The organism is Spongiibacter sp. (genome assembly GCF_984394615.1).
Genome location: NZ_CFHTQA010000035.1, coordinates 1 through 15,211, shown reverse-complemented (window position 1 = coordinate 15,211; position 15,211 = coordinate 1). Strand labels below are relative to the sequence as shown.

Annotated in this window: 10 protein-coding genes; 5 read left to right on the top strand and 5 right to left on the bottom strand. The window is 57.8% G+C overall.

Going from position 1 to position 15,211, the window contains the following annotated elements; genetic code table 11:
* The first annotated feature begins 3 nt into the window (after positions 1 to 3).
* Both AC5DB9_RS12600 and ppnP read left to right on the top strand, forming a co-directional pair.
* On the top strand, positions 4 to 3,117 hold the full coding sequence (locus AC5DB9_RS12600; RefSeq protein ID WP_272992737.1) for an efflux RND transporter permease subunit: 3,114 nt from the start codon (positions 4 to 6) through the stop codon (positions 3,115 to 3,117).
* Between the two features lie 40 nt (positions 3,118 to 3,157).
* Complete coding sequence (gene ppnP / locus AC5DB9_RS12595) at positions 3,158 to 3,442, top strand: pyrimidine/purine nucleoside phosphorylase (protein WP_022960470.1); 285 nt, start codon at positions 3,158 to 3,160, stop codon at positions 3,440 to 3,442.
* A 39-nt stretch (positions 3,443 to 3,481) separates the two neighbouring features.
* On the opposite strand, the gene AC5DB9_RS12590 is transcribed toward ppnP, so the two are convergent.
* Positions 3,482 to 4,774, bottom strand: coding sequence for a flavohemoglobin expression-modulating QEGLA motif protein (locus AC5DB9_RS12590; RefSeq protein ID WP_273009054.1), 1,293 nt, complete (start codon positions 4,772 to 4,774; stop codon positions 3,482 to 3,484).
* A gap of 35 nt (positions 4,775 to 4,809) precedes the next feature.
* A complete protein-coding gene (locus AC5DB9_RS12585) occupies positions 4,810 to 5,949 on the bottom strand; it encodes a GNAT family N-acetyltransferase/peptidase C39 family protein (RefSeq protein WP_272992745.1) in 1,140 nt (379 codons plus the stop codon).
* Positions 5,950 to 6,162: 213 nt separating this feature from the next.
* On the opposite strand from AC5DB9_RS12585, the gene AC5DB9_RS12580 reads away from it, so the two are divergent.
* On the top strand, positions 6,163 to 7,626 hold the full coding sequence (locus AC5DB9_RS12580) for a RimK family ATP-grasp domain-containing protein (RefSeq protein ID WP_272992748.1): 1,464 nt from the start codon (positions 6,163 to 6,165) through the stop codon (positions 7,624 to 7,626).
* 46 nt (positions 7,627 to 7,672) lie between these two features.
* Here AC5DB9_RS12580 and AC5DB9_RS12575 read toward each other — a convergent pair whose 3' ends face one another.
* Positions 7,673 to 8,809, bottom strand: a complete 1,137-nt coding sequence (locus tag AC5DB9_RS12575) for an acyl-CoA dehydrogenase family protein (protein WP_273009052.1) — start codon at positions 8,807 to 8,809, stop codon at positions 7,673 to 7,675.
* 16 nt (positions 8,810 to 8,825) lie between these two features.
* The gene (locus AC5DB9_RS12570; RefSeq protein ID WP_272992877.1) at positions 8,826 to 10,019 is read right to left on the bottom strand and encodes an acyl-CoA dehydrogenase family protein; all 1,194 of its coding nucleotides are present in this window, start codon (positions 10,017 to 10,019) and stop codon (positions 8,826 to 8,828) included.
* A 242-nt stretch (positions 10,020 to 10,261) separates the two neighbouring features.
* Between AC5DB9_RS12570 and AC5DB9_RS12565 the strand changes: the two genes are divergently transcribed.
* Positions 10,262 to 11,008, top strand: a complete 747-nt coding sequence (locus tag AC5DB9_RS12565; protein ID WP_272992875.1) for an SDR family NAD(P)-dependent oxidoreductase — start codon at positions 10,262 to 10,264, stop codon at positions 11,006 to 11,008.
* A gap of 71 nt (positions 11,009 to 11,079) precedes the next feature.
* Positions 11,080 to 12,564: a glycerol kinase GlpK gene (gene glpK, locus AC5DB9_RS12560; RefSeq protein WP_272992872.1), complete on the top strand. Its 1,485-nt coding sequence runs from the start codon at positions 11,080 to 11,082 to the stop codon at positions 12,562 to 12,564.
* Between the two features lie 11 nt (positions 12,565 to 12,575).
* Here glpK and AC5DB9_RS12555 read toward each other — a convergent pair whose 3' ends face one another.
* Complete coding sequence (locus AC5DB9_RS12555; RefSeq protein ID WP_286855249.1) at positions 12,576 to 15,167, bottom strand: putative bifunctional diguanylate cyclase/phosphodiesterase; 2,592 nt, start codon at positions 15,165 to 15,167, stop codon at positions 12,576 to 12,578.
* Between the last annotated feature and the right edge of the window lie 44 nt (positions 15,168 to 15,211).

Here is a 15,211-nt window from a genome sequence, read left to right as displayed (position 1 = left end):
CCTATGCATTTTACTGATATTTTCGTTAAGCGCCCGGTACTGGCCATCGTGGTCAGCCTGGTGATTTTCCTGCTCGGCCTTCGCGCGGCGCAGGACCTGACCGTGCGCGAGTATCCCGAAATTCAAAACGCTCAGATTACCGTATCGGTGGTGTATCCGGGCGCCGATCCGGAGTTGGTCGAAGGTTTTATTACCACGCCATTGGAGCGGGAAATTGCCTCGGCGGACGGCATCGACTTTCTGACCTCAAACTCGGCTCAGAGCCTGGCCAATATCACGGTCAATTTGAGTATTGATAAAGACCCCAACGAAGCGCTGACCGAAATCTCCGCCAAGGTAAACAAGCTGCGCAGTCAGCTGCCCGAGGGGAGTGAGGACCCGGTTATTCAGCTGGCCGATGCAGGCGGGAATGCGGCGATGTATCTGTCATTCTATTCCAATACGCTGAGCAAGGCACAAATTACCGACTATGTGATCCGCGTGGTTGAGCCGGAGTTGTCCTCTCTCGGCGGTGTCGAAAGCGTCGCCTTGTTGGGTGGCCGCAATTACGCCATGCGTATCTGGTTTGATCCGGAACGGCTGGCTGCCCACGACATGACGCCGGGTGAAGCCTTTTCTGCGGTACGGAATCAGAACGTATTGTCGGCAGTGGGCGAGACCAAGGGGCAATATGTAAAAGTCGGCTTGGCGGCAGATACCGATTTGAATACGGCTGAATCCTTCAAAGATTTGGTGCTGCGCAGTGAGGGGACCCAAATTGTCCGCCTCCGGGATGTGGCCGATGTGGTGTTCGGTGACGAAAGCTATGACTCTGTTGCGCATTGGGATGCGGAGTCGGGCTTGTTTCTGGGCATCAACGTACGGCCAGATGCGAATCTGCTGGCAGTGACGGCCGAAGTCCGCGAGATGTGGCCTCGAATCGTCAAGGCGCTGCCTGAGGCTATTGAGGCCAATTTGTCTTACGACAGCACTGTATATGTGAATGCGGCGATAAGCGATGTTCGCACCACGCTGGTAGAGGCGGTACTGATTGTTGTTGTCGTTATTTTCTTGTTCCTCGGCTCTGCCCGCAGCTCCATCATTCCTGCTGTTACCGTGCCGTTATCTCTGGTTGGCGCACTGTTTTTGATGTACTCATTGGGGTTCTCCATCAACTTGCTGACCTTGCTCGCTATGGTGCTGGCGATCGGGATGGTGGTCGATGACGCCATTATCGTACTGGAGAATATCCACCGGCATATTGAAGAGGGGATGGAGCCTAATCAGGCGGCGCTTGTCGGGGCTCGCGAGCTGGTCGGTCCGGTCATCGCCATGACCATTACGCTGGTGGCGGTCTACGCGCCGATTGGCTTCCTGACGGGGATTACCGGCAAATTGTTTACGGAGTTTGCCTTTACCCTGGCCGGAGCCGTGCTGATATCGGGGGTGATCGCACTGACTTTGACGCCGATGATGTGCGCCAAGATTTTGCGTTCGACAACGGGCAGCAGCCGTCTTGAAGTGTTTCTCGATGAGAAGTTTGAGTTCTGGCGCCGAGGCTACAAAGATCGCCTGCATGTGGCACTCGATCAAGTCAACGTCATCGGCGTTTTCGGCTTAATTGTTCTCGTTTCCTGCTTCTTTCTTTTCACAACCTCTACCAGCGAGCTGGCACCGGCCGAGGACCTTGGCTTTGCGGGCGTGATCGCAGAAGGGGATGGATATTCATCGCCGGAGTATTTTACCGAGTCGTTTCTGGCGACCCAGCGGGCCATTCTCGACCATCCTGAAGTTGATCACACCTTCGCGTTTAATATCGCCGAAAATGGCCAGAGCAGCATGGGCTTTATCGGCTTGATTGGTACTCCCTGGGACGCGCGTGACAAGACCATGGGCGATGTCGCGAACGAGCTGGGACAGAGCCTGGTGAGTATCGCACCACTGCGCCTCGCGGCGTTCCAGCCACCGCCATTGCCGACCCCCGGCCAAGGTTACCCGGTTGAATTTGTCCTCAAGTCGACGGCGGAACCCGAGTTGCTCGCCGAGGTGGGGGACGAAGTGGTTAAACGCGCTGAGGCGAGTAATCGCTTCTTTTACGTGGCGTCGCAGTTGAACTTCGATCGCCCGGAGGCGACCCTGGCTATCGATCGGGATAAGGCCGGCTTACTGGGCGTGGACATGCAGTCATTGAGCTCTGATCTGACGGCGATGATGGCGGGCGCTGAGGTCAATCGCTTCTCCTACCTCGGGCGCTCTTATAAAGTGATTGCTCAGGTGAGTCGCGACGAGCGTTTGAACCCCGAGCAACTGGAAAACTTCTATACCCGCGGTGGGCAAGGTGAGCTGCTGCCGATCTCCACGCTGACGACGCTGAAAAAGGAGACCAAGCCCCGGTCAATCCCGCATGCCCAGCAGCTGAACTCCAATACAATTATCGCTGTTCCCCGCCCGGATGTGAGTCAGGGCGATGCGCTGGCGGTGTTGGAAAATATTGCTCGGGAAGTCATGCCCAGTAATTTCCAACTCGACTATGCCGGGAGTTCGCGACAGTTCAAGCAGGAGGGGAATGCTCTGCTGGTTACTTTCGCCTTTGCGCTGCTGATTATCTATCTGGTGCTGGCGGCGCAGTTCGAATCTTTCCGCGATCCGCTGATTATTCTGGTCACCGTACCGATGTCGGTGTGTGGGGCACTGCTCTGCCTGAATATCTTTGCCTTGACCAATGGGATGCAGCTGACGGCCTTCCCCGGTATGACCCTGAATATTTATACACAGGTCGGCCTGGTTACCCTGATTGGTGTGATCTCGAAACACGGTATTCTGATCGTCGACTTCGCCAACCGTCTTCAGCTGGAGAACGGAATGAGCAAGCGGGAGGCGATTGAGGAGGCGGCATCTATCCGCCTGCGGCCGATTCTGATGACCACCGCGGCATTGGTTGTCGCCATGTTTCCGCTGCTGGTCGCGACCGGCCCCGGTGCTTCGTCGCGCTTCTCGCTGGGAATGATTATCGCCTCGGGGATGAGCATCGGTACGCTGTTTACACTGTTTGTGGTGCCGGCCATGTACCAATACATCGGGCGGGACTACGGCAACGCGGACAAGAAAGCGGTGGCTGTCACTGGTGGCGAGACCTGAGGGCGCGTATGATCGCGCCTTTAGCCTTTACAGAGGGTCAATGGTGATCAAACACAATACGTATTTCGACGGCAATGTGCAGTCGCTGGGATTTGAGTCTAAGGGTCAGCCGGTATCAGTCGGAGTGATGGCTGCCGGTGAATACCAGTTCGGCACCGATGCCGCCGAACGCATGCTGGTCATCAGTGGCGAGCTGAATGTCCTGTTGCCCGGTAGTGATAACTGGCAGCGATTTGGTCCGGGTGAAGAATTTAACGTGCCTGCCAATAGTGCCTTTGACCTTCAGATTCCCGAAACCAGCAGCTACGCCTGCTTCTACGGCTGATCAGTTTGTCCTCTGGCTTGTCTTGCCAGAGGACGCTTCTCATGTTGAAAACAGCGATTGATAGTGCGCCTGCACACTTTGCAGGTCGAGCTTGGACAGACCGCTGGAAAACCCAAACCACACATACAAGCCATTCAGGTCGCGAAACATGGGCGGCAGATAGCGCGGTGGCTCGATAATACCTTCCTGCATATAGCGATACAGTACCGGTACGTCATCCAGGCTCACCTTGCCCACAAACAGCAGGGGCAATAGCTGCGGGGCGTCGGCCAGAATGGCGCTGCGGATGAAGTTCACCGTTTCCACCAGCCCTTTCACATAGGACAGATCCTTGGTGAAGCAACTGCCGCCCGCCACCATGCCACCTCGGAACACCCGCTGAGCGATTTTGTAGCACTCGCGTTCACTCAGCCCCTGTGCCAGAAAATGACGGTAGACCTCGATGAAATCGGCGCCTCGCTCGGCCATATCGATGGCGACCACCCGGTCGCTGATCTTGCGTGCCCGACCGGGGAAAGAACTGAAGGTCAGTGTTTCGATCAACACTGCCAGTCCTTCCTGGAGTGCGGTAATGCGTGGCGACCCGACACTCAACCAGCTCGCCCAGGGTTGTGATCGACCGTTGAGAGTCGTGCCCACATGCACCCAGCCTTCGTGCACTTCCAGTACCTGCAGTTCCAGCTCGGAAAAATTGGCGTGGGTGTTCACCTTGATGCAGTCGCCCCCGGCAGAGGCGTCTGACACGATGCCATCAGACTCTTTGACGCTGAAGTTGCTGCCATCGAAAAAGGGCAGCAGTCGCTGCTGAAGCTGGCGGACGGCTTCATCGGCGGGAATGTTCTTGGGGTAGGGGGCGGAGAGGTGGTGAGCGGCGGGCAGCGAAAAGATATCGCAGAAGCGCTGCCCCATCTCAATCAGAGGCGTCGTATCGCCATTCAGGGCGTCGCTTGCTGAGCCGTAGAGCTGTCGGCTGGCGGTGAGGAATGCTGGCGTGCCACGGGCGGCGAGCAGTTCGGTAACACGCTGATACTGCTCGGCTGTTTCCCAAAGAATATGGCCCAGTGGATCCGCTTCGCCAAGACGGTTATGCAGTCGCTGCTGAAAGTCTGACAGCTGGCGCTGCAACACTGCCGGTTCGAAATTCAGCGGGTTATTCTGCTGATAGAACGCACTGTCTATATCCGGCAGGCGCTGGGCATTGTTGGCAAAGAACGTCTGCTCGACCGCCTGGGGCCACTTGATGGCATCAAGAATCAGTATCGGCTTTTGAATGGCAATCAATTCGTCTGACAGTTGGCGCAGTGTTTCGCGGTAGGTCTCGGTAACAGCCATAAAAGATCCTGTCTGTGGGGGCGACACGCCCATCCTCATCCGTGGCGTCGATCGATGGCAAGCAGGCAGCGCAAGCGCCGCTTGCCGTAACTGGCCATGGTGCTGAACTGGTCCAGCGAAATCGGTACATGGCGGTAATCCGCTTCAGATTGCCAATCGCTGGCACTGTCGTCCAGCGCCTGGCCGTTCTCGGTGTTGCTGTCGGGGTCGTTAATAAAAACAGTGTTGGCGCTGTTGCGACTGAGGTAAACCCAGTGTGGCTGCCGACGTCGGTCCAGTGCCCAGGTGCTGATCAGCGCTACCACGTGTTCATGACGACTCAATAGCTCAGCGAGCTGCCTGCGATCCAGTATGGCCTGCTGAATAGTGGTCGGGTACGTCGCCAACTGCTCAAGAAAGTCGCTGTGCACCCGCTCCAGCAGCTCTCGCCGGTCTTCCCCGCGCACACTGTCAAGAAAAGGCGGAGTCAGGTCGTTGATATACAGCGTGGTGTCAAAGCCTCTGCGCAGTGCTGCCAGCGCCAGCCCGTGAGGCGAGCAGCCGCCATGGCCGCGCCCCATAAAAATGGTGGTGGCTTCACGCCATAACTGTAATTCCTGACGTTGATTCAGGGCTTGAGTGGGGTCAAGTTGATGCATGGCCATCATCAGCGAGGCGGGGCCACAGGTAAATTCGGTGGTTTGGCGGTAGTAGGCCGGTGCCTGCTGCATGCCTTCTTTTGCGTGGCCGCGAAGCCGTTTTTCCATACGCAGGGCAGCCGCAGCATCCTCGTAATAGTCGGTCACCCGGTCAAAACGGCGATAGCCGCGCTGTTCGTATAGCGCGATGGCGGCACGGTTATCTTCGCGTACCTCAAGCCGCAGAAACATACAGTTACGCTGCCGGGCATGGTCTTCCGCGGCGTCCAGCAATTGCCCGGCAATGCCTCTGCCACGGCAATCGGGGTGGACGGCCAATGAGTATAGGCGGGCGAGCAGTGTTCCGCGTCGAAACAGCAGCAAGGCATAGCCCCGCAGTACCGCGTTTTCTTCCCAGACAAGCAGGTGATGAGCGCCGTCGTGGATAAAGGCCCGTAAGCTGCGGCGGGATAGTCGATCGCCCTCAAAGCATGCGGTTTCCAGCGCCAGCAAGGCGTTGAGGTCGCTCAAAGCCGCTTCGCGAATGGCGGGATTCACACCGCTTGGCTCGGGGTAATGGACGCATTCATACTGGCAACCTGATAGAGCGGCGGCGCCGCAAATATGGGCGGATCATACTGCGCAATATTTACTGACGACAATCCGCAGTGATCACTTGTTTAGGGTAATAGTTGGCCGCAGAATGCGCGCCATTGAGCGGCCTGTTGCCCGCTCGCTCAGGGATGCCCGTTGGGCCAGGAGAGTTGCCGCATGTCCCGTTTTTTTGTGGTGGTTGATGATGTTCGCGACTGGGCGCCGTATTACCCCAGCAAGGATGTGATCAGCTTTGATGACTATCTGGCCTTGCCCGCTCAACGCGAGCGAGTGAGGGTGATCAACCTCTGTCGCTCTTACCGCTATTTGGGCAGCGGTTACTACTGCTCACTCCTGGCAGAGGCACGCGGACACAATGTGTTGCCGTCGGTGAAAACCCTCAGCGACCTCGGCCGCAAATCCCTGTCAGCGATTCAGTGGGAGGGGGTCGATCCGGTGCTGAGGGAGCTGCCCGCCGGTGAAGAGGGACAGCAGCACAAGCTGCGCTGTTGGTTTGGCGACACCTTGGATGATGCCTACCGCGATGTCGGTCGCTCGGTGTTCACGCATTTTCCCTGCCCGCTGTTTGAAATCACTCTGGAGTTTCGGCGGCGCTGGCGGCTGGAGAAGGTGCAGGCGGTCTCGCTGCGCGCCTTGAAATCCGCTGACGAGCAGGAGGCCTTTGCGACTACCTTTGAGCGCTTCAGTCGCAAAATGTGGCGCAAGCCGCCAGCGCGCAAAACCTTCCGCTACGACCTGGCGATTCTGGCTGATCCGGAAGAGGGGATGCCGCCCAGCGACAAGACGGCGCTGCGCAAGTTTATTCGTGCGGCAGAGCGACACGGCATTTCGGCTGAGCTGATTGGCAAGCGGGATTATCCCCGACTGGCTGAATATGACGCGCTGTTTATTCGCGAGACCACATCGGTCAATCACCATACTTACCGCTTTGCCAAGCGTGCGGAAGCGGAGGGGCTGGTGGTCATCGACGACTCCCAGTCCATTCTGCGTTGCACCAATAAAATCTACTTGGCTGACCTGTTGCGCAGCCATCGTCTGCCGGTGCCCGCGACGGAGTTCTTGCGGCGTGATCGTGACGGCGAGCTGGAGCGTCTGGTGACAACCTTGGGCTTGCCCATGGTATTGAAAGTGCCGGATGGGGCATTTTCCAAGGGGGTGGTTAAGGTCGATACGGTGGATGAATTGCGAGAGGAGAGCGCTCGTCTGCTGGACAAGTCGGCGCTGTTACTGGCGCAGGAGTTCATGTACACCGACTACGACTGGCGTATTGGAGTGCTCGATGGCAAGCCACTGTATGCCTGTCGTTACTACATGGTGCGCAAGCATTGGCAAATTTACCGCCACGGCAAGCGCAGCCAGTCTGGCGGCTTTGATGCAGTGCCGCTGGACGAGGTGCCCAAGGCCGTGCTGGATACGGCGGTGAGCGCCTGTGCACTGATTGGAAAAAGTTTTTACGGGGTTGATCTCAAGCAGAAGGGTGACCGGGTTGTGGTGATCGAAGTCAACGACAACCCCAGTGTGGATTCAGGCGTTGAGGACAAGCTGCTGGGGGATGCTTTGTACGATGCGTTGATGAAGGTGTTTTTGCAACGCATGGAAATGCGCGGTCGCAGAACATAAAAAAACGGGCCGTCTGGCCCGTTTTCCGTATTGCTTAGCGGCGGTTTTAGTAGCCGCAGAGGCTGGCGTAGCGGTCGCGGTGGAAACCGCTGTTACCCAGCAGATGACTGGCCATGCGCGAGCGTTTCAGGAAGAATCCGATTTCCAGTTCATCCGTCACGCCAATGCCGCCGTGCATCTGTACCGCCTCGCTGGTGACCAGCTCAAACACGTCGTTCAGACGAGCCTTGGCCAGACTGGCGAGCTGGGGCATGTCCGGGCGCTTGTCGTCGATGGCTGACAGGGCGTCAAGCACCACCGATTTAGCCAGCTCCAGCTCGATGTACATCAGTGATGCACGGTGTTGCAGGGCTTGGAAGGAGCCGATTTTGACGCCAAACTGCGAGCGCTCTTTCAGGTATTCCACGGTGCGCTGGAAGCACTCTTGAGCGCCACCCAGCATTTCAGCGGCCAGGCAGATACGGCCGCGGTCCAGTGCCGGTTCCAGTACAGGCCAGGCTTTGCCCAGTTCACCGATAAGCGCGTCGCTGCTGACCTCCACGTCGAAATCGATGGCGGCGGCACCGCGACTGTCGGCCATGCGGCGGCGGTGTCGTGAAACCCCCTGGGCGTTTCCGTCCACCAGAAACAGGCTCAGACCTTCCGCTTCGCCGGCCTTGCCGCTGCTGCGGGCCAGCACAATCAATTTTTCAGCGCTGTAGCCGTCTGTGACAAGGCTCTTGCTGCCGCTGAGGCGATAGCCTGAGGCGGTCGCTTCGGCGCGCAGAACGGTGTCGAGCGGCGCATGGTGATTGCCTTCTTCCATGGCCAGCGCCAGTGTCAGCTCACCGCTGGCGATTTTCGGCAACAGCGCCGCCTTCTGCTCGTCGCTGGCGCCGAGCATCAGGATGGATGCGCCCAGTACCACGGTGCTCATCAGGGGCGAGGCCGCCAGTACACGGCCGCTCTCTTCAATGACGGCGCCAAGGCCCATAAAGCCGAAATCGAGGCCGTCGTATTCTTCGGGCAGGACGATGCTTGCCCAACCGAGTTCACACATCTGCTGCCAGTGTTCGCGGCTGTAGCCCATTTCATCGTCGCTGTCGCGCAGCTTGCGCAGGGCTTCGACGGGCATGTTCGCGCTCAGAAAATCCTTGGCGGTATCCTTGAGCAGGCGTTGTTCTTCATTCAGTACCAGTGCCATTTCCGGTCTCCCTTTCTTACTGCTGAGGCAGGCCAAGGACACGCTTGGCAATGATGTTCAATTGGACTTCCGAGGTGCCGCCGGCAATCGACAGGGCTTTGGAGAACAGCCAGCCGCGGGTGGTGAGGTCTTCGTCTTCGTTGAAGCCATCACCGCCCCAGCCGAGGGCTTTATGCCCCAGCAGGGCAACCAGCAGCTCGTCTTTGCGCTTGGTTTCTTCGGTACCGACGTACTTCATGATCAGCGGCACATTGCTGTCGGCCTGACCACTCATGCGCTCTTCAAACGTACGGAAGTGGGTGAGCCCCAGGGCGCGGAAGGCCATCTCGTGACGGACCAGTTGGTCGCGCAATCCGGCGTCTTTGAGCTTGCCGTCGTCACCCAGACCGACGTACTCCAGTGCGGCTTGTACCGGCCCGAAGCTGGGAGCAGGGGTGTCGCCGCCCACTTCTGACATCAGTTTGCGTTCGTGCTTGAGCAGGGCCTTGGCCACTGACCAGCCCTGGTTCAGCTCGCTGACGAGGTTCTTCTTCGGCACTTTCACATTGTCGAAGAAGGTCTGACAAAACTCCGACTCGCCACTGATCAGCTCGATGGGCGTGGTGGTTACACCGGGATCGTCCATGTCGATCAGCAGGAAACTGATTCCTTCCTGCTTTTTCGCGTCGGGGTCAGTGCGCACCAGACAGAAGATCCAGTCGGATTTATCGGCGTTAGTCGTCCAGATTTTGGAGCCATTGACCAGGAAGTGGTCGCCCTTGTCCTCGGCCCGGGTTTGCAGGCTGGCAAGGTCGGAGCCCGCACCGGGTTCCGAGTAACCCTGACACCAGCGCGCGTCGCCGCGAACAATTTTGGGGATATGCTCGCGCTTCTGTTCTTCGTTGCCAAACTCCAACAGCGCGGGGCCAAGCATCCAGATACCCAGGTCGTAGAGCGGCGTGCGGCAGCCCAGCGCTTTCATTTCTTCGCGCAGGATTTTGGTTTGACGCTCGTCAAGACCGCCACCACCGTATTCGGTCGGCCAGTCAGGCACCGTCCAGCCCTTGTCGGCCATGCGCTCGAGCCACAGTCTGGCATCGTCGCTGGGGAAGGATTTATTGCGTCCGGCCCAAACCTGCTCGTCGCGGGTAATCGGCTTACGCTGTGACTCGGGGCAGTTGTCCTCCAGCCATTGGCGGACTTCGAGGCGGAATTGGTCCAGATCGGCCACGTCGCTCTCCTGTAGTTTCTAGTGTGGTGGGGCGCTGGGCGCCGCTATAACAGGTGTTTTTTTCTGCGGGCCAGCTTATCTCAGCCGTGTCGCAAGGCAAGGGCCAAACACGTCACCGGGACTAACATATTCGGTCACTTCCCCCCGGCACCCTGCGCCTCCTACAAACGGGTGTTTCCCCGCGCAGCGAGCACTGCTATTTCTGTCAACCTTGTACACGACAACAATAAAACAGGAACACCATGAAACGATTCGAAAATAAAAATGTATTGGTCACCGGCGCTGGCTCGGGGATTGGGCGTGCAGCGGCGCAGCGGATTGCAGCAGAAGGCGGTCGGGTGCTGTGTGCCGACATCAATGCCAAGGGGATTGACGCAGTGATTGCCGAGATTGCCGAGGCCGGTGGTAGTGCCGAAGCTATGGTGTTTGATCTCTCCCGCGAGGGGGACGCAGAGCGCAGTGTGGCCAAGGTGCGGGAGTGGGGGCAGTTGGATGCTGTGGTCAATATGGCCGGCATCTTGCGCTTTGCCAATGCCCACGAAACTCCGCTGGATGTGTGGCAGCAGATCATCAACGTCAATCTCACGGGCACGTTCATGCTGTGCAAGGCCGCGCTGCCTTCGCTGATTGAAAGTAAAGGGGCACTGATTAATGCGGCGTCGACCGCGTCGCTCAAAGGTCTGCCCTGGGGGGTGGCCTACGGTGCTAGCAAAGGCGGTGTGCTGGCGCTGACTCGCAGTATTGCCGTGGAATATGCCAAGCGCGGGGTGCGGGCAAACTGTGTGTGTCCCGGCGATATTCAAACGGGCATGGTGGATGGCCTGGCCTTTCCCGACGATGCCGATTTCAGCCTGCTGAGCCGTATCACCTCGCTGTCTGGCGCCAAAGGGCCCGACGTCGTGGCCGGGGTCATCGCCATGCTGGCGTCGGATGACGGTAGGCATATCAATGGCGAAGAAATTCGTGTCGACGGCGGGATGCTCGCCTAGACGGTGCTTGTGCCACGCTGCCCTGCTGAGTACGCTTGCCTGTAACGAAAAGTACAGGGGAGAGGGCGCCGATGGGCCAATATCTGCTAGCCATCGATCAGGGAACCACCAGTTCCCGCGCGATTGTTTTCGATCGACACGGACGTCACTGCGGTGTCGGACAGCAGGAGTTTACGCAGCACTATCCGAAGGACGGTTGGGTAGAACACGACCCGGAGGAAATCTGGCAGACGACGCTGGAAAGTTGCCGGGCGGCGATTGCCGATGCGGGGCTGCAAGCGTCAGAGATCGCCGGTATCGGTATTACCAATCAGCGTGAGACCACGCTGGTTTGGGATCGCAGCAGTGGCGAGGCGATCTATCCCGCGATTGTCTGGCAGGACCGTCGCACGGCGGACTGGATAGCTCGATTGAAGTCTCAGGGGCTGGAGAAAATGGCCAGCCGTCGCAGTGGCCTGCTGCTGGATCCGTATTTCTCCGCCAGCAAACTGGCCTGGATTCTCGATAATGTGCCGGGTGCACGCCGCCGGGCGGAAGCCGGGGAGCTGGCATTCGGCACGGTCGACAGCTTTTTGTTGTGGCGCCTGACCGGCGGCAAAGTGCATGCCACCGACGCGAGCAATGCCGCGCGTACCTTGTTGTTTAATATCCACGAACAGCGCTGGGACGAAGAGTTGCTCGAAATGTTCGATATTCCCGCCAGTCTGCTGCCAGACGTGAAAGATTGCGCTGACGATTTCGGTCACAGCGACGAGGCGCTGCTGGGCGCGCGTCTGCCGATCTGCTCGATGATTGGCGACCAGCAAGCGGCGACGGTCGGGCAGGCCTGCTTTGAACCGGGTATGGTCAAGAGCACCTATGGCACCGGCTGTTTTGTGGTGTTGAACACCGGCAAGCGTGCACTGAAATCCAAACATCGGCTGCTGACAACGGTGGCTTACCGGCTTAATGGTGAAGTTTGCTATGCGCTGGAAGGCAGTATTTTTGTGGCGGGCGCGGCCGTGCAGTGGTTGCGCGATGGTTTGAAACTGATTGGTTCGGCCGCCGAAACCCAGGCGATGGCAGAGAGCGTGGACAGTGCCAATGGCGTGTTTATGGTGCCTGCCTTTACCGGGTTGGGGGCGCCATACTGGGACCCGGAGGCGCGCGGCGCGATTCTGGGGCTGACCCGCGACACCGGGATTGCCCACATTGCGCGAGCGACGCTGGAGTCGGTGTGCTACCAAACCCGAGATCTGCTGGAAGCGATGGCCGGCGACGGCGCAAATATTCAGAACCTGCGTGTCGACGGTGGCATGTCGGTGAATGACTGGTTGATGCAACGCCTGTCTGACACCTTGGGCTGCCACTGCCAGCGCCCCCAGGTTACCGAGACGACCGCGTTGGGAGCGGCGTATCTGGCAGGCTTACAGCTTGGGTTGTTTGACTCCTTGGACGATATCGCAGCGCTGTGGCAGGAGGAGTGCAGCTTCTCGCCCAAGATGGGGGATATCGACCGCGAGCGACGCTATCACGGTTGGAAGCGGGCGGTAGCGCGGGTGCGCAGCGATGCCTGATACGCCGCGCGCTAATCGGGCAGGGTGGTATGGAGATTCAAGGCGTTTATCGGCACCGGGCGGCTGATGTAATAGCCTTGAATGTAATCGACATCCAGTGCCCGCAGCACTTCCAGAGCCTGACGGCTGTCGACGCCCTCCGCGATAACACGTTTTCCAAGACCGTGGCTCATCTCGACGATCGAGCGAACGAGCACCCGGTCGTTCTCCCGCTCGTGGACGAACTGCACAAACGCCTTGTCGATTTTGATGTAGTCCACGGGCAGTTCCCGAACATACTCAAACGAGGTGAAGCCGATACCGAAGTCGTCCAGTGCAATACTGGCGCCGAGTGCCTGCAACTGTTTGAGCAGGCGGCGGGCATTGTCGATGTCTTGCAGGGCGTCGGTTTCCACCAGCTCGAATATCAAGGCTCTGGGGTCAGCGCCTGTGCGATTTACAATCTCGGCGATGCGTTGGGCGAAATCAGGCTGATCGAGAGTGGGGGCCGTAATATTGATACTCAGCCGGGTATTGACGCCCGCCCGTTGCCATACCACCTGTTGACGCATGGCTTTTTCGATAACCAGATAATCCAGTCGCGGCATTAAACCCGATTCATTGGCGATATCCAGAAAGCTCGCCGGTGGAATAAAGTTGCCATCGTTGTCGAGCATCCTGATCAGGCACTCGCAGTGGGTCATTTTGCCACTGCTGAGGTCTACAATCGGTTGGAAAAACAAAACAATACGGTTATTACTGAAAGCGCGAAGCAACTGCTGTTTAAGAAGATATTTTTCTTCACGACGTTTTTTGCCATCGTCGTCTTCAGCGAGATAAACATGGCCTTTGGCCTTGGCTTTCATAAGGTTCATTACCGACGTACTGTCGGAAAGCAAGTCGTCGATGCTGCCGCTCTCACGCCGGTAGCGTTCGACAATTACAGTGATTGAGACGGTTTCCCGCTGTCCGTTGATGTCGATGCTCAGTGCTGTAAGCCCCTCCAACTGCTTGGCATCGAGTTTCGCACCCGATGACGAGGCGCGCAGGGCGCAAAATTCGCCTGAGCCTGTTCTTGCCAGCAAGCTGCTGCTGCCGAAATGTTGAGCCATGTGCTGGGCATATCCGCGCAGGAGTTTGTCGCCATTTTCAAAGCCGAAGCGATCATTAAACTCAGAGAAATTATCGATATCTGCCATGATCAAATCGATGTCATGGACGTTGTCGAGGCTTTGGATATGCAGGTCCGCCTGCTCGGTAAAGGTAGCGCGATTCAGCAGGCCGGTGACGCGGTCATGCTCGCCGAGCCACCGCAAGCTCTCTTCGGCTCTCCGCGTTTCGGTAATGTCGACCCCGAGCGACAGCAGCAGACTTTCGTCATCAATATCGACGCGGCTGTGTGTCCACAGAAAATGGCGCAGTTCGCCGCTGTAGCTGAGGAACGGGAATTCGTTCTGCAGCTTGGTGGTATTTTGCTGGATAAGGTCTTCAAGCGTTTGGCTCAGGGTGATACCCCGTTCCGGGTCGCGTATCCATAAGTTGATATTTGCGCCAGCCGGTATCGCATTGTCCAGACCGCACAGTGCTCGCCCCTGACCATTGAGGGTGCGAATTCTGCCATCGGCTTCGTGCAAAATGACGACGATGGGCGCATTGTCCAGCAGCAGTTCGTTAAAGCGTTTGGCCTCGGTTAGCGCATGGACCTTATCTTGCAGTTCTTCGCGGTGACTTTGCACATCCAGACTGAGCTTCTCCAATGCATCGTTAACCGCGGCAGTGGTATTGATCAAATCGTCGATTTCATCGCGGAAGCCCGCCCGTCGTCTAACCCGTTGCAGGCTGCGCCTGGCCAGAGCGAACTGCTCATTGGGAAGCTGCGGCAGTATTCGCGTTACGGCGGCGAGGCGGTCGAGAGGAGGCTTGAGAACGAAATACACGACCAGTGAAACGAGCACCAGAGTGATCAACGATGTGATGACCGCCTGACGGAGGTGTTCGGTAACTTCGCCGGGAATATGACTTTCGTCGACCAGAACACCAAACAGTAAGCTCGGTGACAGCGTATCCACATTGTCGACGGCCAGGCTGAAATAGCCAACGGGGGTTTCGCCGATAAAGGTTTCGCCGGGTGTCAGCAAGCTTGGCTTGGTGTTCAGCGCGGATTTGAGTATGCGGATGCTTGCATCCGGGTGGCTGGCCATCAGCACGTGGCTGCCCAAGTCACTTTCCCTGGACGGGTGAAGGAGTAGAAGCTCAGCGTTTGTCAGATTGAAAAAATCCTGCAAGAGCAGGGTTGAGGAGCGATTGAGATTGATAATTAACTCTTCGCCCTCGTCGGTGATGACCGGCACATAGGCGCTGTTGAAGCACTGCTCGTTACATATTAACGCGGCTTTTGGACGTTGTTCTGTCGAAATATCCCTGAGTGCGTTATCGATCTGTTCCGCGGTTGGCCGCAGTTGGCGACCTTCCTGCTGAATGCTGGCGATAATTGTTCGGTTGGGTGAGATGAACAACACTGAGTCAATGCCGGACGTTAACGAGGGCGAGGAGAATGTGCCACGTTGCAGCTCGGCTAAGGACGTCACCTGATATTGGGAGGAGGCTCGAAACTGTAGTGGCATAGTCAATTTGGCCACCTGATTAGAGGTGATAGCATCACTTCATT